Annotated in this window: 30 protein-coding genes and 1 pseudogene; 28 read left to right on the top strand and 3 right to left on the bottom strand. The window is 69.7% G+C overall.

The window, feature by feature from the left end:
• The first annotated feature begins 116 nt into the window (after window positions 1-116).
• From ffh to WBA97_RS12570, 18 genes are all read left to right on the top strand, one after another.
• Complete coding sequence (gene ffh, locus WBA97_RS12485; protein ID WP_424230924.1) at window positions 117-1,664, top strand: signal recognition particle protein; 1,548 nt, start codon at window positions 117-119, stop codon at window positions 1,662-1,664.
• Window positions 1,665-1,667: 3 nt separating this feature from the next.
• Entirely contained in the window at window positions 1,668-2,732 is a 1,065-nt protein-coding gene (locus tag WBA97_RS12490) for an amidohydrolase family protein (protein ID WP_424230925.1), read from the top strand.
• Window positions 2,733-2,793: 61 nt separating this feature from the next.
• Window positions 2,794-3,549, top strand: a complete 756-nt coding sequence (locus WBA97_RS12495; RefSeq protein WP_424230926.1) for a lysostaphin resistance A-like protein — start codon at window positions 2,794-2,796, stop codon at window positions 3,547-3,549.
• Window positions 3,550-3,696: 147 nt separating this feature from the next.
• Window positions 3,697-4,248: a 30S ribosomal protein S16 gene (gene rpsP / locus WBA97_RS12500; protein WP_424230927.1), complete on the top strand. Its 552-nt coding sequence runs from the start codon at window positions 3,697-3,699 to the stop codon at window positions 4,246-4,248.
• Window positions 4,245-4,484, top strand: coding sequence for an RNA-binding protein (locus WBA97_RS12505; RefSeq protein WP_075128707.1), 240 nt, complete (start codon window positions 4,245-4,247; stop codon window positions 4,482-4,484). Before rpsP ends, WBA97_RS12505 begins: the two co-directional genes overlap by 4 nt.
• Window positions 4,481-4,993, top strand: a complete 513-nt coding sequence (gene rimM, locus WBA97_RS12510; RefSeq protein ID WP_424230928.1) for a ribosome maturation factor RimM — start codon at window positions 4,481-4,483, stop codon at window positions 4,991-4,993. Before WBA97_RS12505 ends, rimM begins: the two co-directional genes overlap by 4 nt.
• Entirely contained in the window at window positions 4,993-5,760 is a 768-nt protein-coding gene (trmD, locus tag WBA97_RS12515) for a tRNA (guanosine(37)-N1)-methyltransferase TrmD (protein WP_424230929.1), read from the top strand. Before rimM ends, trmD begins: the two co-directional genes overlap by 1 nt.
• A gap of 124 nt (window positions 5,761-5,884) precedes the next feature.
• On the top strand, window positions 5,885-6,244 hold the full coding sequence (gene rplS / locus WBA97_RS12520; RefSeq protein ID WP_424230930.1) for a 50S ribosomal protein L19: 360 nt from the start codon (window positions 5,885-5,887) through the stop codon (window positions 6,242-6,244).
• A gap of 36 nt (window positions 6,245-6,280) precedes the next feature.
• Window positions 6,281-7,231 carry a signal peptidase I gene (gene lepB / locus WBA97_RS12525; RefSeq protein WP_424230931.1) on the top strand — a complete coding sequence of 317 codons (951 nt, stop codon included), beginning with the start codon at window positions 6,281-6,283 and terminating at the stop codon, window positions 7,229-7,231.
• 55 nt (window positions 7,232-7,286) lie between these two features.
• Window positions 7,287-8,195, top strand: coding sequence for a signal peptidase I (lepB, locus tag WBA97_RS12530; RefSeq protein ID WP_424230932.1), 909 nt, complete (start codon window positions 7,287-7,289; stop codon window positions 8,193-8,195).
• A gap of 29 nt (window positions 8,196-8,224) precedes the next feature.
• Window positions 8,225-9,007 carry a ribonuclease HII gene (locus WBA97_RS12535; RefSeq protein WP_424230976.1) on the top strand — a complete coding sequence of 261 codons (783 nt, stop codon included), beginning with the start codon at window positions 8,225-8,227 and terminating at the stop codon, window positions 9,005-9,007.
• A complete protein-coding gene (locus WBA97_RS12540; RefSeq protein ID WP_133908662.1) occupies window positions 9,004-9,327 on the top strand; it encodes a DUF2469 domain-containing protein in 324 nt (107 codons plus the stop codon). Before WBA97_RS12535 ends, WBA97_RS12540 begins: the two co-directional genes overlap by 4 nt.
• A 127-nt stretch (window positions 9,328-9,454) precedes the next feature.
• On the top strand, window positions 9,455-9,844 hold the full coding sequence (locus tag WBA97_RS12545) for a YraN family protein (protein ID WP_424230933.1): 390 nt from the start codon (window positions 9,455-9,457) through the stop codon (window positions 9,842-9,844).
• On the top strand, window positions 9,844-11,358 hold the full coding sequence (locus WBA97_RS12550) for a YifB family Mg chelatase-like AAA ATPase (protein WP_424230934.1): 1,515 nt from the start codon (window positions 9,844-9,846) through the stop codon (window positions 11,356-11,358). The genes WBA97_RS12545 and WBA97_RS12550 overlap by 1 nt, the downstream gene beginning before the upstream one ends.
• A 45-nt stretch (window positions 11,359-11,403) precedes the next feature.
• Window positions 11,404-11,592 carry a hypothetical protein gene (locus WBA97_RS12555; protein WP_424230935.1) on the top strand — a complete coding sequence of 63 codons (189 nt, stop codon included), beginning with the start codon at window positions 11,404-11,406 and terminating at the stop codon, window positions 11,590-11,592.
• Window positions 11,589-12,746: a DNA-processing protein DprA gene (gene dprA / locus WBA97_RS12560; RefSeq protein ID WP_424230936.1), complete on the top strand. Its 1,158-nt coding sequence runs from the start codon at window positions 11,589-11,591 to the stop codon at window positions 12,744-12,746. The genes WBA97_RS12555 and dprA overlap by 4 nt, the downstream gene beginning before the upstream one ends.
• Before the next feature lie 51 nt (window positions 12,747-12,797).
• Window positions 12,798-13,796, top strand: coding sequence for a tyrosine recombinase XerC (locus WBA97_RS12565; protein WP_424230937.1), 999 nt, complete (start codon window positions 12,798-12,800; stop codon window positions 13,794-13,796).
• 766 nt (window positions 13,797-14,562) lie between these two features.
• A complete protein-coding gene (locus WBA97_RS12570; protein WP_424230977.1) occupies window positions 14,563-15,384 on the top strand; it encodes a FliA/WhiG family RNA polymerase sigma factor in 822 nt (273 codons plus the stop codon).
• A gap of 59 nt (window positions 15,385-15,443) precedes the next feature.
• On the opposite strand, the pseudogene WBA97_RS12575 reads toward WBA97_RS12570, so the two are convergent.
• Window positions 15,444-15,914 (bottom strand): annotated as a pseudogene (locus WBA97_RS12575) (murein hydrolase activator EnvC family protein); the annotation flags it as partial.
• A gap of 356 nt (window positions 15,915-16,270) precedes the next feature.
• On the opposite strand from WBA97_RS12575, the gene rpsB reads away from it, so the two are divergent.
• The 6 genes from rpsB to WBA97_RS12605 all read left to right on the top strand — a co-directional run bounded on the left by rpsB (window position 16,271) and on the right by WBA97_RS12605 (window position 21,093).
• Window positions 16,271-17,131, top strand: a complete 861-nt coding sequence (gene rpsB / locus WBA97_RS12580; RefSeq protein WP_424230938.1) for a 30S ribosomal protein S2 — start codon at window positions 16,271-16,273, stop codon at window positions 17,129-17,131.
• Window positions 17,132-17,166: 35 nt separating this feature from the next.
• A complete protein-coding gene (gene tsf / locus WBA97_RS12585; RefSeq protein WP_424230939.1) occupies window positions 17,167-17,982 on the top strand; it encodes a translation elongation factor Ts in 816 nt (271 codons plus the stop codon).
• A gap of 96 nt (window positions 17,983-18,078) precedes the next feature.
• Window positions 18,079-18,801, top strand: coding sequence for a UMP kinase (gene pyrH / locus WBA97_RS12590; protein WP_424230940.1), 723 nt, complete (start codon window positions 18,079-18,081; stop codon window positions 18,799-18,801).
• A gap of 33 nt (window positions 18,802-18,834) precedes the next feature.
• Window positions 18,835-19,392, top strand: a complete 558-nt coding sequence (gene frr, locus WBA97_RS12595) for a ribosome recycling factor (protein ID WP_424230941.1) — start codon at window positions 18,835-18,837, stop codon at window positions 19,390-19,392.
• Between the two features lie 60 nt (window positions 19,393-19,452).
• A complete protein-coding gene (locus WBA97_RS12600) occupies window positions 19,453-20,298 on the top strand; it encodes a phosphatidate cytidylyltransferase (RefSeq protein ID WP_424230942.1) in 846 nt (281 codons plus the stop codon).
• 3 nt (window positions 20,299-20,301) lie between these two features.
• Entirely contained in the window at window positions 20,302-21,093 is a 792-nt protein-coding gene (locus tag WBA97_RS12605; RefSeq protein WP_424230943.1) for a class I SAM-dependent methyltransferase, read from the top strand.
• 61 nt (window positions 21,094-21,154) lie between these two features.
• Here WBA97_RS12605 and WBA97_RS12610 read toward each other — a convergent pair whose 3' ends face one another.
• Complete coding sequence (locus WBA97_RS12610; RefSeq protein ID WP_424230944.1) at window positions 21,155-21,598, bottom strand: hypothetical protein; 444 nt, start codon at window positions 21,596-21,598, stop codon at window positions 21,155-21,157.
• A 305-nt stretch (window positions 21,599-21,903) separates the two neighbouring features.
• On the opposite strand from WBA97_RS12610, the gene WBA97_RS12615 reads away from it, so the two are divergent.
• The 3 genes from WBA97_RS12615 to WBA97_RS12625 are packed head-to-tail and all read left to right on the top strand — an operon-like array spanning window position 21,904 to window position 23,513.
• Window positions 21,904-22,113 (top strand): hypothetical protein, encoded by a 210-nt coding sequence (locus tag WBA97_RS12615; RefSeq protein ID WP_424230945.1) that lies wholly within the window; start codon window positions 21,904-21,906, stop codon window positions 22,111-22,113.
• The gene (locus WBA97_RS12620; RefSeq protein WP_424230946.1) at window positions 22,106-22,639 is read left to right on the top strand and encodes a DUF6879 family protein; all 534 of its coding nucleotides are present in this window, start codon (window positions 22,106-22,108) and stop codon (window positions 22,637-22,639) included. Before WBA97_RS12615 ends, WBA97_RS12620 begins: the two co-directional genes overlap by 8 nt.
• Window positions 22,640-22,646: 7 nt before the next feature.
• Window positions 22,647-23,513 carry a helix-turn-helix domain-containing protein gene (locus WBA97_RS12625; protein ID WP_424230947.1) on the top strand — a complete coding sequence of 289 codons (867 nt, stop codon included), beginning with the start codon at window positions 22,647-22,649 and terminating at the stop codon, window positions 23,511-23,513.
• Here WBA97_RS12625 and WBA97_RS12630 read toward each other — a convergent pair.
• Complete coding sequence (locus tag WBA97_RS12630; protein WP_424230948.1) at window positions 23,510-24,220, bottom strand: PadR family transcriptional regulator; 711 nt, start codon at window positions 24,218-24,220, stop codon at window positions 23,510-23,512. The genes WBA97_RS12625 and WBA97_RS12630 overlap by 4 nt on opposite strands.
• 139 nt (window positions 24,221-24,359) lie before the next feature.
• Here WBA97_RS12630 and rlmN point away from each other — a divergent pair, with 139 nt between their 5' ends.
• Entirely contained in the window at window positions 24,360-25,463 is a 1,104-nt protein-coding gene (rlmN, locus tag WBA97_RS12635) for a 23S rRNA (adenine(2503)-C(2))-methyltransferase RlmN (protein ID WP_424230949.1), read from the top strand.

Consider the following 25,463-nt stretch of genomic DNA (forward strand, 5'->3'; position numbering starts at 1 on the left):
GAGACGAGAGGCTGTTCCCACGCCCCGGGGAGGGAGCGCGACCGGGTAGGCCGGGGTGGGGCCCGTCGAGGGGTCGGGCCCATCCCGGCGACACCCAACCGGCTACTCTCGACAGGGTGTTCGACACTCTCTCCGACCGGCTCACGTCGGTCCTGCAGAACCTTCGCGGCCGCGGCCGGCTTTCCGAGGCCGACATCGACGCCACCGCGCGCGAGATCAGGATCGCGTTGCTGGAGGCGGACGTCGCGCTTCCGGTGGTCCGGACGTTCATCGCCAGCGTCAAGGAGCGCGCCAAGGGCGCGGAGGTCTCCGGTGCGCTGAACCCGGCCCAGCAGGTCATCAAGATCGTCAACGAGGAGCTCGTCAAGATCCTCGGCGGCGAGACCCGCAGGCTGGCGTTGGCGAAGAACCCACCGTCGGTGATCATGCTCGCCGGCCTGCAGGGTTCCGGTAAGACCACGCTCGCGGGCAAGCTCGCCAGGTGGCTCACCACGCAGGGCCACACCCCGCTGCTCGTGGCGTGTGACCTCCAGCGCCCGAACGCGGTGAACCAGCTGCAGGTCGTCGGTGAACGCGCCGGTGTCCCGACCTACGCGCCGGAGCCGGGCAACGGCGTCGGCGACCCGGTCGACGTGGCCCGCCGCTCCATCGACGAGGCCAAGCGCGCCCAGCACGACATCGTCATCGTCGACACCGCGGGCCGGCTGGGTGTCGACGAGGAGATGATGCGGCAGGCCGCCGACATCCGCGAGGCCGTGCAGCCCGACGAGGTGCTGTTCGTGGTCGACGCGATGATCGGTCAGGACGCCGTCACCACCGCGGAGGCCTTCCGCGACGGCGTCGGCTTCACCGGTGTCGTCCTCACCAAGCTCGACGGCGACGCCCGAGGTGGTGCCGCGCTGTCGGTCCGCGAGGTCACCGGCCAGCCGATCCTCTTCGCCTCCAACGGCGAGAAGCTCGAGGACTTCGACGCCTTCCACCCCGACCGGATGGCGTCGCGCATCCTCGGCATGGGTGACGTCCTCACCCTCATCGAGCAGGCCGAGCAGGTCTTCGACAAGGAGCAGGCCGAGGCCGCCGCCGCCAAGCTCGGCACCGGTGAGCTGACCCTGGAGGACTTCCTGGAGCAGATGCTCGCGGTCCGCAAGATGGGGCCGATCGCGAACCTGCTGGGCATGCTCCCCGGCGCTGGCCAGATGAAGGACCAGCTGGCGCAGGTCGACGACTCGCACCTCGACCGGCTGCAGGCGATCATCCGCGGCATGACCCCGGCGGAGCGCAACGACCCGAAGATCATCAACGCGTCCCGTCGCGCCCGCATCGCCCGCGGCTCCGGCGTCGCGATCCGCGAGGTCAACGACCTCGTGAACCGCTTCTACGAGGCCCGCAAGATGATGCAGCAGATGGCCGGGAGGTTCGGCTTCCCCGGCGGCAACCGCGGCGGCAGCAAGTCGCGCAAGGGCAAGAAGGGCAAGAAGGGCAAGGGGCGGGGCCCGACACCACCCAGGATGCGCGGCGGGTTGCCAGGTGGTTTCCCCGCGGGTTTGCCGCCCATGCCGCAGGGTCCTGGCGGGCTGCCGCCGGGGCTCGGCCTGGACCAGCTGCCACCGGGCTTCGACCCGACGAAGCTCAAGTTCCCCAAGAACCCGCCCGAGAAGAACTAACACATGCCTGCTCTGCACCTGCGGGGCGTGGTGCTTCCCGAGGGGGAGACCCGCGACCTGTGGATCGTCAACGGCCGCATCCGCCTGACGCCGGTTCCGTACGCCGACACCATCGTTGACGGCGGCTACCTCGTGCCGGGTCTCGTCGACGCGCACTGCCACATCGGCCTCGCCGCGGCGGACCTCGACGAGGCGGAGCGGCACGCGCTGATGGACCGCGACGCGGGCACGCTCCTGGTGCGCGACTGCGGTGCCCCGCTGGACACCCGTCCGCTGCAGGAGAAGCTCGAACTGCCGAGGATCATCCGCGCTGGCAGGCACATCTCGCGGCCGAAGCGGTACATCCGCTACGTCAGCGAGGAGCTGGACGACCCGGGGCAATTGCCGGCGGCGGTCGCCGAGCAGGCGGCGGACGGCGACGGCTGGGTCAAGCTGGTCGGCGACTGGATCGACCGCGACGCTGGCGACCTGGCCCCGCTGTGGCCGGACGACGTGCTGGCCGAGGCGATCAAGACCGCGCACGACGCCGGCGCGCGTGTCACCGCGCACGTCTTCGGCGAGGACGCGTTGCCAGGGCTGATCCGCGCCGGCATCGACTGCATCGAGCACGGCACCGGCCTCACCGCCGACACGATCGACCTGATGGCCGCCAACGGCACCGCCCTCGTCCCGACCCTCATCAACATCGAGACGTTCCCCGACCTGGCCGCGGGGGCGGCGAAGTACCCGGTGTACGCGAGCCACATGCTGGAGCTGTACGGCCGCGTCCGCCAGACGGTCGGCGCCGCACTTGAGGCCGGCATCCCGGTCTACGCGGGCACCGACGCGGGCGGTGGCATCGCCCACGGCCGCATCGTCGACGAGGTCGTCGCACTGCACGAGCTGGGGATGTCCCGTGCGGACGCGGTGGGTGCGGCGTCGTGGACCGCCCGCGAGTGGCTCGGGTTCCGCGGCATCGAGGAGGGTGCGGCGGCCGACGTGATCGTCTACGACACGGATCCGAGGACGGATCTGGCGGCTCTGCGTGCCCCGAGCCGCATCGTGCTGCGCGGCCGTGTCATCCAATAGTCCGTCATTTGACACCCGCTCCAGCCGGTTTGCCCACACGGAACGCACTACCCTCAGGTAGGTGACGACCGAGCGGGAAGCGACGACGACGCCCGACGTCGCCGACCGCCCGGAAACGCGGAGCCACAAATGGGGGTTCGGCGCGTTCCTGTTCGTCTTCGCGGTGTTCGTGCTCTCCGCGGTCGTCATCGGCGCGCTGGTCGGGATCATCGCGCCGGGCTCGGGTGGCACACCGACCGTCATCGTCATCGGCACGATGGTGCCCACGCTGCTCGCGGCAGGCGTGACGCTGCTCGTCACCTTGGTGCGCGGCAACGGCCCCCGGATCGACCTGCGCTGGTCCATGCGCGCCGAGGACGTCAAGGCCGGGGTCAAGTGGGGTCTCATCGGCCTGATCTGCACGACTTTCGCCGCGTTCGTGTGGACGAACCTCGTCGGCGAGCAGAACGCCCAGTCCGCGGTCGGCGCGCTGGTGGACAACCAGCTGATGCCCATCGCACCCGCGATCGCCATGTTCCTGTTCGTGTGGCTGATCGGCCCGGTGTGCGAGGAGATCATCTACCGCGGCCTGCTGTGGGGCGCGCTCGAACGGCTCAAGTGGGGCCGCTGGGCTGTGTTCTTCCTCACCACCATCATCTTCGCGGTCAGCCACCTCGAACCGCTGCGCACGTCGCTGCTGCTGGTCATCGGCATCCCGATCGGACTGGCGCGCCTGTTCACCGGCCGTCTCGGCGCCAGCATCATCGCCCACCAGGTCAACAACTTCCTGCCCGCCGTCGCCACGTTGCTGGTCGCGCTCGGGGCGATGCCCGCCTGAGCGGGGCCGTCTGGCAGAATGGCTAGCTGTCCGTCGTGGCCCGGCCCCTCTCTCCGTGCCATGGCGCCATCAACTTGGGATTTCGGTGGAGCGTGCCCCACGCGGTTCACCGAGGTCCGACCATGATTCAGAGGAGCACCACAACCCGTGGCAGTCAAGATCAAGCTGCAGCGTCTCGGCAAGATCCGGTCGCCGTACTACCGCGTCATCGTCTCGGATGCCCGTACCCGTCGCAGCGGCAAGGCCATCGAGACGATCGGCCAGTACCGCCCGAAGGAGGAGCCGAGCTTCATCTCGGTCGACTCCGAGCGCGCCCAGTACTGGCTGGGTGTCGGCGCGCAGCCGACCGAGTCGGTGCAGCGGATCCTCGAGATCACCGGCGACTGGCAGAAGTTCAAGGGCCTGCCGGGCGCCGAGGGCACCCTGAAGGTCAAGGAGCCCAAGACCTCGAAGCAGGAGCTGTTCGAGCAGGCCCTCAAGGAGGCCGGCAGCGAGCCGACCACCGACGCCACCACCCCGAAGAAGAAGAGTGGCGCCCCCAAGAAGGCCGACGCGAAGAAGGCCGACGCCAAGACTGACGCGAAGAGCGACGCCAAGGCCGACACCAAGGCTGACGCCAAGGCCGACACCAAGGCTGACGCGAAGAGCGACGCCAAGGCCGACGCGAAGTCGGATGAGGGTGCCAAGGACGCATCGTGAGCTTCCTGGCTGACGCTCTCGAGCACCTGGTGCGCGGCATCGTCGACAACCCGGACGACGTGCGCGTCGAGCTGGTGACCACCCGCCGTGGCCGCACGCTCGAGCTGCACGTCAACCCGGACGACCTCGGCAAGGTGATCGGTCGTGGCGGTCGTACCGCCACCGCGCTGCGCACCGTCATGGCCGGCATCGGCGGCCGTGGCATCCGAGTGGACGTCGTCGACACCGACCAGTGACCGAGCTCCTGGTCGGCCGGGTCGCGAAGGCTCACGGCATCACTGGTGAGCTGGCCGTCGACATCCACACCGACGTGCCCGACGAACGCTTCGTTCCCGGGGCCGTGCTCACCGCACGGCTCCGGGACCGTTCTGTCCGTCCCGTGACGGTCACGACCGCACGTCCCCACTCCGGCCGCCTGCTGGTGCGGTTCGACGAGGTCCCCGACCGCAACGCCGCCGAGCACATGCGCGGCGCACAGCTGCTCGTCGACGTCGACGAGCTGCCCCCGTCCGACGATCCCGACGCCTTCTACGACCACGAACTGCAGGGCCTCGCTGCCGTGCTCACCGACGGCACCGAGGTCGGCACCGTGGCCGAGATCGCCCGCGGTCCCGGCGGTGAGCTGCTGGTGCTCAAGAGGCCGGACGGCACCGAGGCGCTGGTCCCGTTCGTCCGCGCGATCGTCCCCGAGGTGGACCTCAAGGGCGGCCGCGTGGTGCTCGACCCGCCGGATGGCCTGCTCTGATGCGCATCGACGTCGTCACGATCTTTCCCGAGTACCTCGACCCGCTCCGCCAGGCGCTGCTGGGCCGGGCCATCGAGCGCGGGTTGCTGAGCGTCGACGTCCACGACCTGCGCCGCTGGACCCACGACGTCCACAAGGCGGTCGACGACAGCCCGTACGGCGGCGGCCCTGGCATGGTGATGAAGCCGCAGGTGTGGGGCGATGCGCTCGACGAGCTGTGCGCCGATGGCACCCCGCGCCTGGTCGTCCCCACGCCGGCGGGCCGCCCGTTCACGCAGGCCATGGCCCGCGAGTACGCCGGGGAAGACTGGCTGGTGTTCGCGTGCGGCCGCTACGAGGGCATCGACCAGCGGGTGCTCGACGACGCCGCCCGCCGGATGACCGTCGACGAGGTCTCCATCGGCGACTACGTGCTGGTCGGCGGCGAGGTCGCGGTGATGACCATCGTCGAGGCCGTCGCCAGGCTGCTGCCCGGCGTGCTCGGCAACCCGGCCTCGGCAGAACAGGACTCGTTCTCCGACGGCCTCCTCGAAGGTCCCAGCTACACCCGGCCGGAGGTGTGGCGCGAGCTGGCGGTGCCCGACGTGCTGCGCTCCGGCAACCACGGCGCGATCGAACGCTGGCGCCGTGACCAGGCCCTCACCAGGACTTTCCACCGGCGCCCCGACCTGCTCGCGGTCCTGCCGGAAGGCGCGCTCGACAAGCACGACCTGGCCCACCTCGCCCGCGTCCGAGATCCCGATTTCAACCCGGGAAAATCGGTCTGACATACTGGACCGGGTTGTTGCGACCGGGTAATGCCTGGCGCACTCACACGGACTCCCCGAGGCTGACTAGGGAACGGCGCCGCGCCTTGGGATGAACGAACAACAGTTGAGGACGGATACACCGATGAACACCCTGGACGCTCTGGACGCCAAGTCGCTGCGTTCTGACATCCCGGCTTTCCGCCCGGGCGACACGCTGAAGGTCCACGTCCGCGTCATCGAGGGCTCCCGCGAGCGGGTCCAGGTGTTCAAGGGCGTTGTGATCCGTCGCCAGGGCGGTGGCATCCGCGAGACCTTCACGGTCCGCAAGATCTCCTTCGGCGTCGGCGTCGAGCGCACCTTCCCGGTGCACTCCCCGAACATCGCCACGATCGAGGTCGACCGCCGAGGTGACGTGCGCCGCGCCAAGCTGTACTACCTCCGTGAGCTGCGCGGCAAGGCCGCCAAGATCAAGGAGAAGCGCGAGACGGCGCCGACCGCCTGACCTGCTTTTTTCGCGTGGCCCGGTAGCCTGGGCGTTGTGGCGAACCCCGTGCACGCTCCGACTCCAGAGGATGATCCGGAGCGCACAGAGCTGATTCCCAAGATCGGCGACACCGGCTCGGTGCCGGTGTCGCCGCCTGAGGGCGGCACGGAGGATCGCAGCTCCACCAAGTTCGGCAAGCATCGCAAGCCGCCCAAGAAGCGGCCGTTGTGGCGCGAGCTGCTCTCGCTGCTGGCCGTGGCTCTCGTGCTCACGTTCCTGATCCAGCAGTTCCTCGGGCGCGTGTACTCCATCCCGTCCGGCTCGATGGAGCAGACCCTGCACGGCTGTCCCGGCTGCACGGGTGACCGTGTGCTGGTGGACAAGCTCGTCTACGACTTCTCCGACCCGGAACCGGGCGACGTGATCGTCTTCGAGGGCCCGCACACCTGGACCGAGAACGACATCCAGACGCCAAGGACCGGCAACGTCCTGCTTCGCGGCGTCCAGTACGTCGGCTCACTGATCGGCCTCGCCCCACCCGACGAACGCGACTTCGTGAAGCGGGTCATCGCGGTCGGCGGCCAGACGGTCCAGTGCTGTGACGACGACTGGCACGTCCTCGTGGACGGCAAGCCGCTCGACGAGCCCTACATCTACTGGCAGAACGGTGCGCCGGACGCCCGCCAGCGCTTCGACGCGGTCACGGTGCCCTCGGACACGCTGTGGGTCATGGGCGACAACCGCAGCGACTCGTGCGACTCCCGCTGCCAGGGCGGCGGCGGTGTCCGCGGCGTCGTCCCGATCGACAACGTGATCGGTAAGGCCCGCTACATCGTGCTGCCGCCGGACCGCTGGCGCGGCGTCGGCGACCACAACCCGCAGACGGCCGACGCGGTCGCCCTGGGCGCACCCGCCTGGCAGGCGGGCACCCCGCTTGGCCTCGGCCTGATCGCCGCGTGGCCGACCCGGTGGCTGGGTCGCAGGCTCCGCCGTCGCCGCTGGTAGGCAACACTCGCATGCGCACCGCAGCACTCGCGGTCGGCACCGGTAGTCTGCTCTAGTGGTCGACGTCGCACGCTCCGGTAACAGCAGGGACAACGAGGACGAGGGGGACGGCCCGGCTGACCAGGACAAACCCGGCGATCCCACCACGTCGGGCCGAAAAGCCAGGGGCAAGAAGAAGCCGCGCTCGTTCTGGAAGGAACTCCCGATCCTCATCGGGGTCGCGCTGCTGCTCACCCTGATCATCCAGACCTTCCTCGCCCGGGTGTTCGTGATCCCGTCCGAGTCGATGGAACAGACGCTCCACGGGTGTCCCGGCTGCTACGGCGACCGCGTGCTCGTCGACAAGCTGGTCTACCGCTTCGGCGAACCGGAGCCCGGCGAGGTCGTGGTGTTCGAGCGGCCCGACACGTGGAACCAGTCGGAGTTCTCCGCCAACCGTTCCAGCAACGGCTTCGTGTCGTGGCTGCAGGACGTCGGCGCCGCGTTCGGCCTCGCGTCCCCCAACGAGGACGACGTGGTGAAGCGGATCGTCGCGGTCAGCGGCCAGACCGTCGAGTGCTGCGACGAGAAGAACCGGGTCCTGGTCAACGGCAAGCCGCTCGACGAGCCCTACATCTACTGGCTCCCCGGCACCAACACGCAGGAGTCGTTCCCGCCCATCAAGGTGCCGGACGGCAAGCTGTGGGTGCTCGGCGACAACCGCAACAACTCGTGTGACTCGCGTTGCCAGGGCGGCGGTGGTGAGAACGGTCTGGTGCCGGTGGACAATGTCATCGGCAAGGTGCGCTACATCGTGTTGCCGCCGTCGCGGTGGCGCGGCGTTGGTGACCACAACCCGCAGAGCGTGACGAACGCCGCGATGCCGTTCGTGCCTCTCGGACTGGGTTTCGCCGCCGCGTTCCCGACCGTGTGGCTGGGCAAGCGGGTGCGCGGGACGATCCGATCCAGTGGAGTTCGCACGTGACAGCGGCCCGACGGGGGCGTGTGGGGTGGCTGGAGTCCGGCCCGCCACGTCCCGTGCTTCGGCGCGAGTCAGGGAACTGGGCGCTGCAGTCGGCACTGGACCGGCGCGGCCTCGGCCCGGTGGCCGGCGTCGACGAGGCGGGCAGGGGAGCGTGCGCCGGCCCGCTGGTGGTGGCCTCGTGCGTACTCCGACCGGGTGATTCCTCGCGCTTCGAAGGCCTGACCGATTCGAAGCTTCTCACCGCCGCGGCCCGCGAGCGGATGTACGACCAGGTCATCCGCCGGGCCGTCGACTACGCGATCGTGGTCGTCCCGGTGGAGGAGGTCGACCGCACGGGTGTCCACGTCTGCAACATCGAGGGCATGCGCAGGGCGATCGCCAGGCTGCGGAACCATCCCGGCTACGTGCTGGTCGACGGCTTCCGCGTGCCGGGCCTGACCGCGCCGTCGATGCCGGTCATCAAGGGTGACCAGGCCGTGGCCTGCGTCGCGGCGGCGTCGGTCCTCGCGAAGGTCACCAGGGACCGGATGATGGCCGACCTGCACGAGGAGTACCCGGTCTACGGCTTCGACGAGCACAAGGGCTACTGCACGGGCACGCACAGCGCCGCGCTCGCCGTCCACGGGCCCAGCAGGGCCCACCGGTGGTCGTACGTGAACGTGGCGTCCTCGGGGATGGCGCACGGCCTGCGCGCGCCACACCCGGTGGCCTTGAGTGTGGCGGCGGCCGCAGTGGTCCAGAATGGTCGGATTGGGAGTCTGCCGGGCCAGGCGCCGACACCCGTCGAGCAGGAGGAGCGCGAGACCGCATGAGCGCAGAGGATCTCGAGAAGTACGAGACCGAGATGGAGCTGCAGCTCTACCGGGAGTACCGCGACATCGTCGGCCAGTTCTCGTACGTGGTGGAGACCGAGCGGCGTTTCTACCTGGCCAACGGCGTCGACGTGCAGGTGCGCGACTCGGACGGCGAGGTGTACTTCGAGGTCCGCATGTCCGATGCCTGGGTCTGGGACATGTACCGGCCCGCCCGGTTCGTGAAGAACGTCCGCGTCATCACGTTCAAGGACGTCAACGTCGAGGAACTGGACAAACCCGACCTCCGGCTTCCTGAAGAGGGCCCGTTCGGCTCGTAGCACATCCGGCCGACAATTCGGCTGGCCCGGGGGGCGAACGGGTGGAGTTGTCCACAGCCGCGTCAGTTGTCCACAGTTGATCACTGGCTCGTGGCCGTGACCCTGCCGGGCGGGCAGGGTCACGGTTATGACGACCGAGACGACGTACTCGACGCACCCGAGGCCCGCGCACCTGCGCACAGGTGAACGTGGCGAGGCCCTCGCCGCCAGGTATCTGGAGGAGCAGGGCCTTACGGTCCTGTCGAAGAACTGGCGCTGCCCCGAGGGCGAGCTGGACCTGGTCCTGACGGACGGCAGGACCCTGGTGGTCTGCGAGGTCAAGACCAGGACCACGGACAACTACGGCCCACCCGCGGAAGCGGTCGACGAGCCAAAAGCGGCCCGAATACGCAGGCTGACCCGCCGCTGGCGCGCCGACCACGGCGTGCCGCACGTCCCCACGCGCCACGACATCGTGGCCATCCTCTGGCCCCCGGGCGAGACGCCGAGGGTCAGCCACCTCAGGGGCGTGCTCTGATGCCGCTGGCAAGAGCGTGGTCGGTGGCCCTGTTCGGGGTGGACGGCGTAGCGGTCGAGATCGAGGCCGACATCGGCGGCGGCCGCCCACGCACCCAGATTGTCGGCCTCCCGGACGCCTCACTCAACGAGGCGAAGGAGCGCGTCCGCGCGGCTGTCCGCAACAGCATGCGCAAGTGGCCGGACGAGCTGGTCACGCTGGCCCTGTCCCCGGCGGCCCTGCCCAAGGGCGGCGCCGGCTACGACGTGGCCCTGGCCTGTGCGGTCCTGGTGGCGGCGGGCCTGGAGCCAGGGGAGCGCCTGGAGAAGACGGTCCTGCTGGGCGAGCTGGCCCTGGACGGCCGGGTGCGCACCGTCCGAGGCGTTCTCCCGGGTCTCCTGGCGGCACGCAAGGCAGGCCTGCGGCGTGCCATCGTCCCGTCGGCGGCGCTGGCGGAGGCGGCGCTGGTCACGGACCTGGAGATCCTGGGCGCCGAACACCTGACGGAGATCCTGGACTGGCTGCGCGGCGAACCGGACACGCTGCGCGAAGCGTCCCCGCAGCCACCCCAGGCACCGACGGACATCCCGGACCTGGCCGACGTGATCGGTCAGCCGGAGGCCCGGTGGGCGCTGGAGGTGGCGGCCGCGGGTGGCCACCACCTGCTGCTGACCGGTCCACCGGGCACGGGCAAGACGATGCTCGCGCAACGCCTGCCCGGCCTGCTGCCCGCACTGGCAGACCAACAGGCACTGGAAGTCACGGCGATCCATTCGATCGCGGGCCTCCTGACTCCCGAGTCACCGCTGGTGACCACACCTCCGTTCGTGGCCCCGCACCATTCGTGCTCGGTCCCGGCGCTGGTGGGCGGCGGGGTGGGACTGGCGAAACCGGGTGCGATCAGCACCGCCCACAACGGTGTCCTGATGCTGGACGAGGCATGCGAGTTCGCGACCGATCGCCTGGACGCACTGCGTACAGCCCTGGAGGAGGGCGAGGTGAGGCTCGCGAGGCGAGACGGAGTGGTTCGTTACCCGGCCCGCTTCCAGCTGATCATGGCGACCAACCCGTGTCCCTGCGCCCCGCCCCGCGACTTCGACTGCACCTGCACCCCGATCGCGAAACGCCGGTACCTGTCCAGGCTGTCCGGCCCCTTGCTGGACCGAGTCGACCTGCGAGTCCGGATGCGCCCCATCACGGCGATGTCCCGCGCGGACCTGACGCCACCGGAACCGACAGCGGCGGTGCGGGCCAGGGTCCTGAAGGCAAGGGAACGAGCGGTGGCGCGCTGGAAGACCTACGGCTGGCTGACGAACGCACAGGCTCCTGGGCCAACGCTGCGCCGGGAGTTCGGCCTGCCACGAAAGACGACGGCGGTCCTCGACCGGGGCCTGGACACCGGCGCGGTGACCGCCAGGGGTGCCGACCGCTGCCTGAGAGTCTCCTGGACCCTTGCCGACCTCGCTGACGAGGACCTCCCCACCTCGGACCACGTGGCGGCGGCCCTCGAGTTCCGGGACCGAAGAGTCGCCTGAAGACCAGCGCCAACCCATCGACCCGATCTGAAAGGAACCATCCCGATGCGAATCCCGGACACCTGGCAGCCACCGCGTCCCGGCATCGCCAATACCACCGCGGATCTCTGCCCGCGCAGGTATCGGCGCTCGATGAACCCGCCCCTGCCACCACCCGACTCCCTGGCCTGCCTCGCCCGAGGACCGGACTGCTGCGCCACCTCGGCGGCGGCGGACGCGCGGAGGGTGGCATGACCGCCCCGGCCCGCGAGGAGGTCGCCATCGCAAGGGCCTACCTCATGCGGGTCGCCGAGCCGCCCGCGTTCGCGCTCCACGCCTTCGTCGACGTGGTCGGGCCGGTCGAAGCGGCCTGCCTGGTCCGCAGGGGCGATGTGCCGGACGCGGTCAGGAGCGAGACCGAGGCCCGGCGTGACCTCGACCTCGCGGGTGCCGACCTGCACAACGCGGAGAAGGCGGGTGCCCGGCTCCTGGTGCCGGAGGATCCCGACTGGCCTGCGTGGCAGCTGCTGTGCCTCGCCCCGCCCACCGACCGAGGGCTGCGGGGCGCGGGCAGGCCGCTCGGCCTCTGGGCCCGCGGCACGGCGCCGGCCGAGGACGTGTTCGACCGGGCGGTCTCGGTCGTCGGGGCGCGGGCGGCCACCGGTTACGGCGAGCACGTCGCCGCCGAGCTGGGGTACGGCCTCGCCCAGGCCGGCATGACGGTCGTGTCGGGGGCCGCGTACGGGATCGACGGCGCAGCGCACCGCGGCGCGCTCAGCGCGGGCGGCCCGACCGTCGCCGTGCTCGGGTGCGGCATCGACATCGCCTACCCGGCTGGGCACACCGGTCTCCTCGACGGCATCGCCGCGGCGGGGCTCATCGTCAGCGAGTACCCGCCCGGCACGTCTCCCGCCCGGCACCGCTTCCTCGTCCGGAACCGGCTGATCGCGGCCCTGTCGTCCGCGACCGTGGTCGTCGAGGCAGGCATCCGCAGCGGTGCCCGCAACACCGCGACCACGGCGGCGACGCTGGGCAAGGTCGTGATGGCGGTACCGGGACCGATCACGTCGGCGATGTCGGTCGGCTGCCACGACCTGCTGCGGACGGGCAGCGCGGCGGTGGCCGGGTCGGTGTCGGAGATCGTCGAGGCGGTCGGGCCGATCGGTGCGAACCTCGACCCCGCCCGCCGCGACCACAGACGCAGCACCGACGGGCTCGGTGAGCAGGCACTACGCGTCCACGACGCGCTCAGCCGGGAGGAGAGCAGGGACGCTGAGGAGATCGCGGTGGACTCCGGGATCCAGCTCGACCGGGTCCGCACGCTGTTGCCCGAACTGGAGACAACGGGCCACGCCACCCGGCACGCCGACGGCTGGCGGCAGCCGAAGGGAGGTGACCGGCACGCCTGACGTGCGTGGCGGTACTTGACCGATCAGACGTGATGCCGCAGCGTGAAATGGGTGTCCGAGTCACGCGCGAGGGTCGACCTGCATCGCATCCGGGAGGAACTGCCCAGGGACGTCGGTGAGATCGTCGCCGCCTACGAGCGGCACCTCGGGCTCGAGCGCGGGCTGTCCGCGCACACCGTCCGCGCCTACCTCGCTGATGTGGTCTCCCTGCTGGGGTTCCTGCACGGGCTGCCGGCCGTCGGCGGCGTCCGTAGCATCGACCGGAGCAAGGGGAAGGGCGTCGCGGCGCTGGACCTGACGGCACTGCGCGCGTGGCTCGCCGCGCAGCGGACGGCGGGGGTGGGCCGCACGACGATGGCGCGGCGGTCGGCGAGCGCGCGGACGTTCACCGCGTGGGCGCACCGGCGCGGGCACCTGGCGCGTGACCCGGGTGCCCGGCTCGCGTCGCCCCGGCCGCACCGCAAGCTTCCGTCGGTGCTGCGGCAGGACCAAGCGAGCGAGGTTCTGGAGGCGTCGAAGAAGGGCGCCGCCGAGCTGGACGCGGTCGCTCTCCGTGATCACGCTCTGCTGGAGCTGCTGTACGCGACGGGCATCCGGGTGTCCGAGCTGTGCGGTCTGGACCTCGACGACGTGGATCTCGAAAAGCGCCTGGTCGTGGTGCTCGGCAAGGGCGGCAAGGAGCGCAGTGTGCCGTTCGGCGAGCCCGCGCTGCGGGCCGTTGTCGACTGGTTGCGGCGCGGCAGGCCGGCTCTCGCGAGGCCGACGTCACCACCCTCGCTGCTACTGGGCGCACGCGGTGGCCGGTTCCAACCGGCCAGTGTTAGACGTATCGTGCACGAAGCGTTGAACGCAGTTCCGGGTGTTCCCGTCATGGGGCCGCACGGGCTGCGTCATTCCGCTGCGACACATTTGCTCGAAGGTGGTGCCGATCTTCGTAGCGTCCAGGAGCTGCTTGGTCACGCTACGCTCGCAACAACGCAGCTTTACACCCATGTGACCGTCGAACGGCTGAAGGCAATCCATGACCGAGCGCACCCCCGTTCCCGATGAGCCAAGGGACGGTTCGCGGACGTCGGCTGCGCCCAGCAACGAGGCGCAGGTCGAGAGCGGACAGGGCAGTGGCGTGCGCACCGCGGTCGCGATCAGCCCGCGCACACCGGCACCCCGCGATCGAAGCAACGGTCAGCCGACATCGACGTCGGTGTCGACGTCGGTGTCGACGTCGGTGTCGACGTCGGAGGGGGACGCCGCCCGCCGCGAAGGCCGGACCAACGGCGTCCACCGCAACGGCGCGAAAGTCCCCGACCAGCCGTCCCCGGCGAACGGCAGCCACCGCTTGGGGATCGGCGCACCCAGGAACGGCAGGCCCACGTCCGGCGACGTCGGCGCACCCGCGCGATACACCCCTGGCAGCACACCCACGAACGGCGAACCCAGCCCTGTCGGCGAGGCCGCCGAGCGCAACGGCGGTGTGCCGTTCGATGGCGGTGATGCCGGGTCGTGGGAGCCGCTTGGCGGCGGTGTGTTCGCAGGTCGAGGACAGGTCGCCGGGGGAGAGGAGGCTGGTGGGCAGGACGTGGGTGGCGGTGTGCCCGCGAACGGCAGGACGGTGTCCGGCCGTGGGGACGCCGGGTCGTGGGAGGCGGCCGGTGGTGGGGCCGCTGTCCGGGGGCGGGGCTCCGGGAGCGGCGGAGCGCAGGTGTCTGGGGAAGGCGCTGGTGTTGGTGATGTGGGGGACGTGGGACCACCTGTCTCCGGGGGTGCCCCGGTGAACGGTGCCTCTCGGCGGGATGTGACGGTGGTCAACGGTGATCCGGTGACCTTCGGCTTCGGGGAGACGGCCGGGGTTCTGCCCGGTGACCAGCGGACCTTCGACGACGTCGAGGCGGGCATCGTCGCATTGTGGCGGCAGTTCGGGGAGCGTCGGGAGCAGCTGCTGCGAGATCGGCTCGTGCTGCACTACGCGCCGCTAGTGAAGTACGTCGCCGGGCGGGTCGGGACCGGGTTGCCCGCGCACGTCGAGGTGGCCGACCTCATCCAGTCCGGGATCTTCGGGCTGGTCGACGCCATCGAGAAGTTCGAGCCCGAGCGCGGCCTGAAGTTCGAGACCTACGCGATGCAGCGCATCCGGGGCGCCATCCTCGACGACCTCCGCGCGCAGGACTGGGTGCCCCGCTCGGTGCGCGGGCGGGCCCGTGAGGTGGAGCGCGCGCTCGAGCGGCTCGGCGCGCAGCTGCGCCGCACGCCCTCCGACGGCGAGCTGGCCGACGAACTTGGGCTCTCGCTGCACGAGCTGCGGGACGTCTACGCCCAGCTGCAACTCACGAGCGTCGTCGCGCTAGACGAGCTCGCCGCCGCCGGGCGTGGGACCACGCCGCTCGCCGACATCCTCGAGGACCAGGAGGCCCTCGACCCCGTCGCGCTGCTCGTCGACCAGGACAACCGGCGGCAGCTCGCGCAGGCCATCGCGCACCTCGCCGAGCGGGACCGGGTCGTCGTCACGCTGTACTACTTCGAGAACCTCACCCTCGCCGAGATCGGCCGGGTCCTCGGCGTCACCGAGTCCCGGGTGTGCCAGCTCCACACCCGCGCCGTGCTGCGGTTGCGGGCGAAGCTGCTGGAGAAGACCGAGGTCTGACCGTCCCACGGCAGTAACCGCACCCGGCCGGACGACAGGAGACCGAGCGGGTCCACGTACTCCGTGCCGCGACGCGCGCCCCAGTGCAGGCACGCCGCCGCGCCCGCACACCCTGCGTGACCGGGCGCCAGATGACCGACGAGCGTCCCGCGCGTGACCCGCTCACCAGCGGCCACCACCACCGTGAGCGGTTCGTACGTGGTGCGCAGGCCGTCGGCATGGTCGATCGACACCACGCCCCGGCCGGCCAGCTGCCCGGCGAACACCACCACCCCGTCGCCCGCCGCCGACACCGGCGCGCCAGGTTGCCCGCCGAGGTCGACGCCGCGGTGACCAGGCCCGTACGGCGCGGCGGGCGCCTGGAACGGCCGGACCACCGGATGTGGCTGCGCGAGGGGCCAGTCGAACCGGGACGGCGACGCTGGGGGCGGTGAGCGGAGCAAGGTGTCGTCGACAGGAGCGGGGGCCGCGGCCACGGGGAGTACCGCGGCGCCGGTGAGGAGGGCGAGGAGGAGCAGGAGAACAGGCATGGGTCAACGATGCATGGGGGGACCGACGGAGACGAGGTGGTGAGGGCGGGCTGTGGACAACTGGTCGGGCTGTGGACAACTGCCGGGTAACCGCCGACCGGTGTCGGCCCCGGTCGGGCCGACCGCGTACACTGCTTTCGCGGCCCGTGGCAACTCGGGTCGACTTCGCGTGCCAGTGCGCCTGCCTCTCCGGGCAGGCGGCAACCGGCGGTCCCGAGACGATGTGGCAACACAGTCGAGGGTCCGGCTGCCGGCACGGGCACCAGGGCGGACGGCACACGCCACTCCGCGGCAACCGACATCGCGCCGGCACCACACACCGGCGCGCAAGACAAGAAGAAGGTGCGAACCAGGCCATGGCCGTCGTCACCATGAAGCAGCTGCTCGATTCCGGCGTGCACTTCGGGCATCAGACCCGCCGCTGGAACCCGAAGATGAAGCGCTACATCTTCACCGAGCGCAACGGCATCTACATCATCGATCTGCAGCAGACGCTGTCCTACATCGACCGCGCCTACGAGTTCATCAAGGAGACCGTCGCGCACGGCGGGACGATCCTGTTCGTGGGCACGAAGAAGCAGGCGCAGGAAGCGATCGCGAACGAGGCGCTCCGCGTGGGCATGCCCTTCGTGAACCAGCGCTGGCTCGGTGGCATGCTCACCAACTTCCAGACCGTGCACAAGCGCCTCCAGCGCCTCAAGGAGCTGGAGACGATGGAGCAGACCGGTGGCTTCCAGGGTCGCACCAAGAAAGAGATCCTGATGCTGACCCGCGAGAAGGACAAGCTGGAGCGGACCCTCGGCGGTATCCGCGACATGGCCAAGGTGCCCAGCGCGGTGTGGATCGTCGACACCAAGAAGGAGCACATCGCGGTCGGTGAGGCGCGCAAGCTGCACATCCCGGTCGTCGCGATCCTCGACACCAACTGCGACCCCGACGAGGTCGACTACCCGATCCCGGGCAACGACGACGCGATCCGGTCCGCCGCACTGCTGACCAAGGTCGTCGCCGAGGCCGCGGCCGCCGGTCTCATGGCCCGCTCTGGTGTGCGCAACGGTGTGCCGGACGGCGAGGACAAGCCGCAGCCGGGTGTCTCGACCGAGCCGCTGCCGGAGTGGGAGCAGGAGCTCCTCGTCGGCCAGACCGCCCCGGCGGGCGGCGGCAGTGACGCTGCCGCCGCTGCTGCCCCGGCGGAGAAGCCCGCCGACTCCGAGTAAGCGACTCACCAGAAAGAAGGATGGACAGAGCCACAATGGCCAACTACACCACGGCTGACCTCAAGCGGCTCCGTGAGCTCACCGGCGCCGGCATGATGGCCTGCAAGAAGGCCCTCGACGAGGCCGACGGCGACTTCGACAAGGCTGTCGAGTTCCTGCGCATCAAGGGTGCGAAGGACGTCGGCAAGCGTGCCGAGCGCACCACGTCCAACGGCCTGGTCGCGGCCGAGGACGGCGTCATGATCGAGCTGAACTGCGAGACGGACTTCGTCGCGAAGAACGCCGACTTCACCGAGCTCGCCACCAAGATCGTGGCGGCCGCCAAGGCCACCAAGCCTGCCGACGCGGACACGCTGCTCAAGGCCGACCTGGACGGCAAGACCGTCACCGACGCTCTGCACGAGCTGTCGGCCAAGATCGGCGAGAAGCTGGAACTGCGCCGGGTGGTGGTGTTCGAGGGCGCCGTGACGACCTACCTGCACCGCCGCGACCCCGACCTGCCGCCGACCGTCGGCGTCGTGGTCGAGTACACCGGTGACGACGCGGAGGCCGCTCGCGGCGCCGCCATGCAGGTCGCCGCGATGAAGCCGCGTTACGTCACCCGGGACGAGGTCCCCGAGGACGTCGTCGCCGCGGAGCGTCGCATCGCCGAGGAGACCTCTCGCGAGGAGGGCAAGCCGGAGGCGGCACTGCCCAAGATCGTCGAGGGCCGGGTCAACGGGTTCTACAAGGACGTCGTGCTCAACGAGCAGGCTTCCGTGCAGGACTCCAAGAAGTCGGTGAAGGCGCTCCTCGACGCGGCAGGCGTGACGGTCACCCGGTTCGCCCGCTTCGAGATCGGCCAGTCCTGATCTCCCAGCCTGGACCCCAGGCGGTGCCCCGCCCTCGATGAACCACCGAGGGCGGGGCATTCGCCTGTAGGAAGACCTACCACTGACGGGAGATCCATGGAACTCCGGCGACACGGTTTCCGCAGAGTGCTGCTCAAGCTGGGCGGTGAGATGTTCGGCGGCGGCGAGGTCGGCGTCGACCCCAACGTGGTGGCGACTGTGGCCAGGCAGATCGCCGAGGTCGTCCGCGACGGAGTCCAGGTCTCCGTGGTGATCGGCGGCGGCAACTTCTTCCGCGGCGCGGAGCTGTCGCAGCGCGGCATGGACCGCGACCGCGCCGACTACATGGCGATGCTCGGCACCGTCATGAACTGCCTCGCCCTGCAGGACTTCCTGGAGAAGCTGGGCATCGACACCCGCGTGCAGACCGCCATCACCATGGGCCAGGTCGCCGAGCCGTACATCCCCCGCCGCGCTGAGCGGCACCTGGAGAAGGGCCGCGTGGTGATCTTCGCGGGCGGCGTCGGCATGCCGTACTTCTCCACCGACACCGCGGCCGCGCAGCGTGCGCTGGAGATCGGCTGCGAGGTCGTGCTGATGGCCAAGTCGGTCGACGGCGTCTACACCGCGGACCCGAAGACCAACCCCGACGCAAAGATGTTCGAGCACATCACCCACCGCGAGGTACTCGAACAGGGACTCGCGGTCGCGGACGCCACCGCGTTCAGCCTGTGCATGGACAACAACATGCCGATCATCGTGTTCAATCTGCTCACCGAGGGGAACATCGCCCGTGCGGTGCGTGGTGAGAGGATCGGCACTGTGGTCAGCACTCCCTGACCGCGCGGAGCTGATGAGAAACAGGAGCAGGCTTTGATCGAGGAAACACTCTTCGACGCCGAGGAGAAGATGGAGAGGGCGGTCACGCACGCGAAGGAGGAGCTCGCCTCCGTGCGCACCGGCCGCGCCAGCTCCGGGATGTTCTCCCGGATCGTCGTCGACTACTACGGCGCCCCGACCCCGCTCAACCAGCTCGCGGGTGTGAACGTGCCCGAGGCGAGGATGGCGGTGATCAAGCCTTACGACGCCAGCCAGCTCGCCGCCATCGAGAAGGCGATTCGCGACTCCGACCTGGGGGTCAACCCGAGCAACGACGGCGCGCTCATCCGGGTGGTCATTCCTCAGCTCACCGAGGAGCGCCGCAAGGAGATGGTGAAGGTGGCGAAGGCGAAGGGCGAGGACGCCAAGGTCGCCATCCGCAGCATCCGCCGCAAGGCGAACGAGGAGCTGCACCGCATCGCGAAGGACGGCGAGGCCGGTGAGGACGACGTGTCGCGCGCCGAGAAGGAGCTGCAGAACCTCACCGACAAGTACGTCTCCAGCGTGGACGAGCTCGTGAAGCACAAGGAAGCCGAACTGCTCGAGGTCTGAGCCCGGTACATGGACATGATCAGCGCATCCACCGGGTCAGGACCCGTCGAGGAGAACCGTGTGACGACCGGCGACGGGGCCGAGCAGGTGCCCACCCCGAAAACCGGGCGCAACCTGCCTGCCGCGATCGCCGTCGGCGTGTTGCTCGGCGCGGCGGTCCTGGTGTCGCTGCTGACCGTGCGGCAGATCTTCGTCGGGATCGTCGCGGTCGCGGTCGCCGTGGGCACCTACGAGCTGGTGGGTGCGCTGAAGCGTGGTGCGGACATCCGCGTCACGCTGTGGCCGGTGCTCATCGGCGGCCAGGCGATGGTCTGGCTGTCGTGGCCGTTCGGCCGCGACGGGCTGCTCGCGGCGTTCGTCGTGACGATCCTCGCCTGCCTGGTGTGGCGGTTCCGCGGCGGTGCCGCGAACTACCTGAGGGACGTGAGCTCGTCGATCCTGACCGCCGCGTACGTGCCGCTGTTCGCGTCGTTCGCGGCGATGCTGGTGCTGGCGGAGGACGGCGCGGCACGCGTGCTGTGCTTCCTCATCGTGGTGGTGTGCAACGACGTCGGCGGCTACACGACCGGCGCGAAGCTCGGCAGGCACCCGATGGCCCCGACGATCAGCCCGAAGAAGTCCTGGGAGGGCTTCATCGGCTCGATGGTCTTCGGGGTCGTCGCTGGCACGCTCGCCGTGACGTTGATGCTGGACGGTCAGTGGTGGCAGGGCGCGTTGTTCGGCGCCGCGCTCGTGTGCACGGCGACCGTCGGTGACCTGGTGGAGTCGCTGATCAAGCGGGACCTGGGGATCAAGGACATGGGCACGCTGCTGCCCGGCCATGGCGGGCTGATGGATCGGCTCGACTCGCTGCTTCCGTCCGCGGTGGTGTCCTGGTTGCTGCTGAGCCTGTTCATCAGCGGCTGACCGATGGTATTGCTGGATGGTGTGGGACTGGTGTCGCGCGCTCGTGCGCGCCTAGCAGCCGTTCGTCGTGGGGCCGAGACGTTGCCGAGCCCGAACATCTGGCACTGGCCGGAGGTCTACGAGGTCGAGAACCGGGCGCAGGACGTGCACGACGACATCTGGCGTGTCCTGGGCGCGGTCGCCGACTGGGCGGGCCGCGACGTGCTGGACATCGGCTGCGGCACCGGTTTCCACCTGCCGAGGTTCGCGGCGACCGCACGGCACGTGACGGGGGTGGAGCCGCACGAACCGCTGGTCCGCCTGGCGAAGGACCGGGTGACCCTGCTGCCCTCGGTGGAGGTGCTGACGGGGTCGGCGCAGCGGTTGCCGCTGCCGGACGCGAGCGTGGACGTGGCGCATGCGCGGACCGCGTACTTCTTCGGCCCTGGCTGCGAACAAGGGCTAGCCGAGACCGAGCGTGTGCTCCGCCCCGGCGGCGTGCTGGTGATCGTCGACCTGGACGCGCGATGCGGCCCCTACGGCGACTGGATGCGCGCCGACCTGCCGGACTACGACCCGGTCGAGGTCGACAGGTTCTTCGAGCGGATGGGGTTCGTCTCGAGAACCGTCGAGACACGGTGGCGCTTCGCGGACCGGCCGAGCCTGGAGTCCGTACTGCGGATCGAGTTCTCGTCACGCGTGGCGGACAGAGCGGCCCGTGACGTGCCAGGACTCGAGTTCCCGGTCGGCTACCGAGTCCTGACCAGGAAAAAGCCAGCCGGGCTGATCGTTGCCAGTCCGCCTCCCCGCACTTAGGAGTGTTGGTCGCGTCCTGACGAATGGTGCGGATCGGCGGTGGTGAGTGGCTGGGGTGCCGTCACGTCCCGAAGGTGGTCATGGGTGGGACCACGATCGGTCGGGGGGCGTGTGGCAGGTCGATGTGCTGGGTGAGTTGCTGGCGGGCTGCGGGCGGCAGCACCAGCCCGGGAGGGGGACGCACGGCTTCCCGTTGTTGCCGTTCCTCGCTGTGGGGCTCCCAGCTGAGCACGTCGCGGAGAACCTCTTCGGGTGGTGCCATGTCCCAGATCGTGACGGCCGCTGGTGCCCAGCAGTCTGCGCATGGCATGGCCCGGTATGCGCTGCCCATCAGGTGACTGCGGATGACCACGACGTCTGCGGCACCGTCTTCCCACATCCACACGGCGCCCACGATGTCGGGTGCCTGATTGGCACCCGGCGCCCACCGGTGGATCGCCCAGCCGCGATCGCGCACCGCCTGGATCAGGCCCCGCACAGCAGGGCTGGGGTCGGTCAGGGTCACAACCGCCACCGTGTGTCGGTGTCACCGCGTTCTGCCACGTTCCTCGCGATTCTCATTGTGCCGTCGTGGATGCTGTCGGACGCGTATGGGATCACGTAGCCCGAGGACGTGGCCGGGACTTCGCGGTCGTGGGCGAGTGGAGTGTCGGTTGCCGTGGTCACGAGCACAAGTGTTGTATATTTCGCGAAATCAAGTCAAGATTTCGCGATATACTGACCAAAAGATCCCTCGATTGGGGCACTGCGGCTAACTCTGCGCACGATTGAATGCAACCGCAGGTCAGGCCCGTACCATCAGGAGAGACCATGAAGCTCGAGTTCCTCGGCACGACCAGCGGCGGCGGCAACTGTCCGAACCTGTACCTCACGGACAGGGGCACCTACGTCGTGCAGGGCGAGAAGATCACCGACCCCGAGGCGATCGCCACGCTCCGGGCCCGCGGCCTTCCCGACCATGAGACGGCCGTCGAGATCCCCGCCGCGCTCCTCCGTTTCGCGCCGCAGGGCAATGCCTGACCGGCTGAGCGGTGAGGCCTGGGCCCGAGCGCTGCACAGCTTCCGGCGCACCGCCTGGCGGTGGGAGACGCAGGGCGTCTACAGGGAGCCGTATGAACAGCCTGCGCTACGGCAGTTCCTCGCCGGCGAAGAACCTGACCTCTCGTTCATGGACGGCTGGTACGCCGACATCCGCCGTGGCGCAGCGACCGGCCGCCGGTACGGGCGAGTCAGAGTGCTCACTGATCCCCTGACTGACTACCTGCGGTTCGAGCTGAGCTTCACCGCAGCGAACGTCGCGGCTGGTGAAGACGTCCGCATACTGCCCGCCGCGCGAGCCCGAGAGCTCGACCTTCCGATGGACGACTTCTGGCTGTTCGACGCTGACGAGCGCGACGCTTGGGCTGCGCTGATGCACTTCGGCCCGGACGGGTTTACCCATGCCGACGTCGTCACCGACGGAACCACCCTCGACCGGTTTCGCGAAATTCGCGACCGGGCGTGGGAGGATGCGATCGCATTCGAGGTGTTCCGGTTGACCAGATGAGGGTGCGGTGCCGACGAGGTTCGAACGACAGAGGGCAGAGTTCGGCGCACGCCTGCGTCAGCTGCGTGAGGACACCGGCCTCAACGGCAAGGAGTTCGCTGCCCGCCTTCGCTGGAACACACCGAAGCTGTCGAAGATCGAGAACGGTCACCACACGATCAGCGATGACGATCTCGAGCATTGGATCGCCACGCTGGGGCTGCCGGCACCCGTCGCGGACGAACTCCGGACCACGCTGGCCGAGTTGCGCGCGCAGTACGTCACGTGGAAGGAAGCTGTCCGCGGCGGGCATCTGCGTCGTCAAGAGGACTCGGTCGCCCGCGAGGCGCGGGCCAAGGTCATCCGTGCGGTCGACGTCGGCGTCGTACCGGGCCTGATCCAGACCGCCGACTACGCGCGGGCCGCGCTCCTGGCACACGCCAACCTCCACGGCGGTGGGCAGGACCTCCCGGAGGCGGTCCGAGTACGCATGCGACGTCAGCAGGTGCTGTACGAGGGCGACCGGACGATCGAGTTGCTGATGACGGAATCGGCGTTGCTTCACCCGGTCGCGCCGCCTGACGTGATGGCCGGCCAGGTCTCTCGCTTGTTGGCGACGATCGGCACTCCGCGTATCCGGCTCGGCATCCTGCCGGTCGGCGTGCGGCTGCCATACATGCTCATGCACGGGTACTGGATCGTCGACGACGTCGTGGAGATCGAACTCGTAACCGCGGAGTCCACGGTCGTCGACCCAGACGAGGTCGCCACCTACACCCAACTCACCGACATGCTCTGGTCGGCCGCCGTTGAGGACGATGCAGCTCGTGACCTGTTAGTGGCGACGCTCGAACAGTTCCGCGCCAATGCCAAGATGCGCGCTGCGCCGAGTTAGTCCTCGTCGGGGTCGGTGTCCTCGTCTGGTGCGGGGGCTTCGCCCAAGATGCCGTACAGCTCGCGTCGCGCGGTGTTGAGTACCTCGACGGCACGTCGCTTCTGCTCGTCGTTCGCGGCCTGGACGACCTGCATGGTCGCGCCCATGAGCTGGCCGATCGCGTCCCGCAGGTTGATGTCCCTTGGGTCGGCGTCGCGGGCGATCTCCTCCCACGGCGGGGTCTGGATCGCCTCCGCGGTCGTGCGGCCTTCCTCGGTGAGCGCGTACAGGCGCCGCGAGCCCTGGCCTTCGTCGTTGATCAGGCCCTCGTCGGCGAGGAGCTGGAGCGTCGGGTAGACCGAGCCCGGGCTGGGTCGCCACAGGTCGCCGCTGCGCTCCTTGATCTCCTGGATCATCTCGTAGCCGTGCATGGACCTTTCCTTGAGCAGCGCGAGGATCGCGGTGCGGATGTCGCCGCGCCGTGAGCGACGGCCTCTGCCGTGCCGGTCGTGGCCTCGGCCGGCACGGCGCCTGAGGCGTTCGGGGTCGGGGAAGCCTCCGAAGCCGGGGAAACCGGGGCCGAACGGGCCGCCGGGGCCTGGCGGAGTGGGCGGGATCGGTGGGAACGGCGGGAAGGGCACGCCTCCGCGTGCGTCGGCCGGGTGGAAGTGGGTACGGGGGTCGCCGAAGACGCCCGGGTCGCCCCTGAAGTGGTGGTCGTGTCTCATGATCTGGTTCCTCCTGTAGATGCATCGCGTGGTATCGCGATACGTTTACGATATATCGGAAACTATCGTGATGCAACGTTCGGGCGGAACTTGGCCTCTGACCAGGGCTGTTCGGTGGACGTGGGACACTGGAGGGGCCATGACCGCATTGCCTCTTGTCTTCGACGCGCCCAAGCGCGGCCTTCCCCCCCGTCACCTCGCCGACCTCTCCACCGACGAGCGGCGTGCCGCCGTGACCGAGCTTGGAGAGAAACCGTTCCGCGCCAACCAGCTGTCGAACCACTACTTCGGCAGGCTGACCGCCGACCCCGCCGCGATGACCGACATCCCCTCGGCCTCCCGCGCGCAGCTGGCCGACGCGTTGCTGCCGCCGCTGCTGTCCGTCGTCAAGCACGTGAGCTGTGACGACGGCACCACGCGCAAGACGCTGTGGCGCGCGCACGACGGCACGCTGATCGAGAGCGTGCTCATGCGGTACACGGACCGCACCACCCTGTGCGTGTCGAGCCAGGCCGGCTGCGGCATGGCGTGCCCGTTCTGCGCGACCGGCCAGGGTGGCCTCATGCGCAACCTGTCGACGGCGGAGATAGTCGACCAGGTCCGCACCGCTGCCGCCGCCATGCGCGACGGCGAGGTGGGCGAACCCGGCAGGCTGTCCAACATCGTGTTCATGGGCATGGGTGAGCCGCTCGCCAACTACAAGCGTGTCGTCGCCGCCGTCCGCCGGATCACCGAGCCCGCGCCGTCGGGTCTTGGCATCTCGCAGCGTTCGGTGACGGTCTCGACGGTCGGCCTCGCGCCCGCGATCCGCAAGCTCGCGGACGAGCGGATGCAGGTGCGGCTGGCGGTGTCACTGCACACGCCGGACGACGAGCTGCGTGACACGCTGGTGCCGGTGAACACGCGGTGGTCGGTGGACGAGGTCCTCGAAGCCGCGCGGTACTACGCCGACACTTCCGGCCGCCGGGTGTCGATCGAGTACGCGCTGATCCGGGATGTCAACGACCAGCCCTGGCGGGCTGACCTGCTGGCGAAGCGGCTGCGCAAGCACTTGGCGCAGCTGGTGCACGTGAACGTGATCCCGCTGAACCCGACGCCGGGATCGCAGTGGGACGCGTCGCCCAAGGACGTCGAGCGTGAGTTCGTGCGCCGCGTCAACGAAGGCGGTGTCGCCTGCACCGTGCGCGACACGCGTGGCCAGGAGATCGCCGCCGCCTGCGGCCAGCTCGCCGCCGAGGGCTGA

It is taken from the genome of Actinophytocola sp., from assembly GCF_049647105.1.
Classification (GTDB): domain Bacteria; phylum Actinomycetota; class Actinomycetes; order Mycobacteriales; family Pseudonocardiaceae; genus Actinophytocola.

Excerpts from the sequence above, each read along its gene's own strand:
- WBA97_RS12490 (WP_424230925.1), top strand. The coding sequence starts at position 1,668 with ATGCCTGCTCTGCACCTGCGGGGCGTGGTGCTTCCCGAGGGGGAGACC.
- trmD (WP_424230929.1), top strand. The coding sequence starts at position 4,993 with ATGCGCATCGACGTCGTCACGATCTTTCCCGAGTACCTCGACCCGCTC.
- rplS (WP_424230930.1), top strand. The coding sequence starts at position 5,885 with ATGAACACCCTGGACGCTCTGGACGCCAAGTCGCTGCGTTCTGACATC.
- WBA97_RS12540 (WP_133908662.1), top strand. The coding sequence starts at position 9,004 with ATGAGCGCAGAGGATCTCGAGAAGTACGAGACCGAGATGGAGCTGCAG.
- WBA97_RS12545 (WP_424230933.1), top strand. The coding sequence starts at position 9,455 with ATGACGACCGAGACGACGTACTCGACGCACCCGAGGCCCGCGCACCTG.
- WBA97_RS12550 (WP_424230934.1), top strand. The coding sequence starts at position 9,844 with ATGCCGCTGGCAAGAGCGTGGTCGGTGGCCCTGTTCGGGGTGGACGGC.
- WBA97_RS12555 (WP_424230935.1), top strand. The coding sequence starts at position 11,404 with ATGCGAATCCCGGACACCTGGCAGCCACCGCGTCCCGGCATCGCCAAT.
- dprA (WP_424230936.1), top strand. The coding sequence starts at position 11,589 with ATGACCGCCCCGGCCCGCGAGGAGGTCGCCATCGCAAGGGCCTACCTC.
- rpsB (WP_424230938.1), top strand. The coding sequence starts at position 16,271 with ATGGCCGTCGTCACCATGAAGCAGCTGCTCGATTCCGGCGTGCACTTC.
- tsf (WP_424230939.1), top strand. The coding sequence starts at position 17,167 with ATGGCCAACTACACCACGGCTGACCTCAAGCGGCTCCGTGAGCTCACC.
- pyrH (WP_424230940.1), top strand. The coding sequence starts at position 18,079 with ATGGAACTCCGGCGACACGGTTTCCGCAGAGTGCTGCTCAAGCTGGGC.
- WBA97_RS12605 (WP_424230943.1), top strand. The coding sequence starts at position 20,302 with ATGGTATTGCTGGATGGTGTGGGACTGGTGTCGCGCGCTCGTGCGCGC.
- WBA97_RS12615 (WP_424230945.1), top strand. The coding sequence starts at position 21,904 with ATGAAGCTCGAGTTCCTCGGCACGACCAGCGGCGGCGGCAACTGTCCG.
- WBA97_RS12620 (WP_424230946.1), top strand. The coding sequence starts at position 22,106 with ATGCCTGACCGGCTGAGCGGTGAGGCCTGGGCCCGAGCGCTGCACAGC.
- WBA97_RS12630 (WP_424230948.1), bottom strand. The coding sequence starts at position 24,220 with ATGAGACACGACCACCACTTCAGGGGCGACCCGGGCGTCTTCGGCGAC.
- rlmN (WP_424230949.1), top strand. The coding sequence starts at position 24,360 with ATGACCGCATTGCCTCTTGTCTTCGACGCGCCCAAGCGCGGCCTTCCC.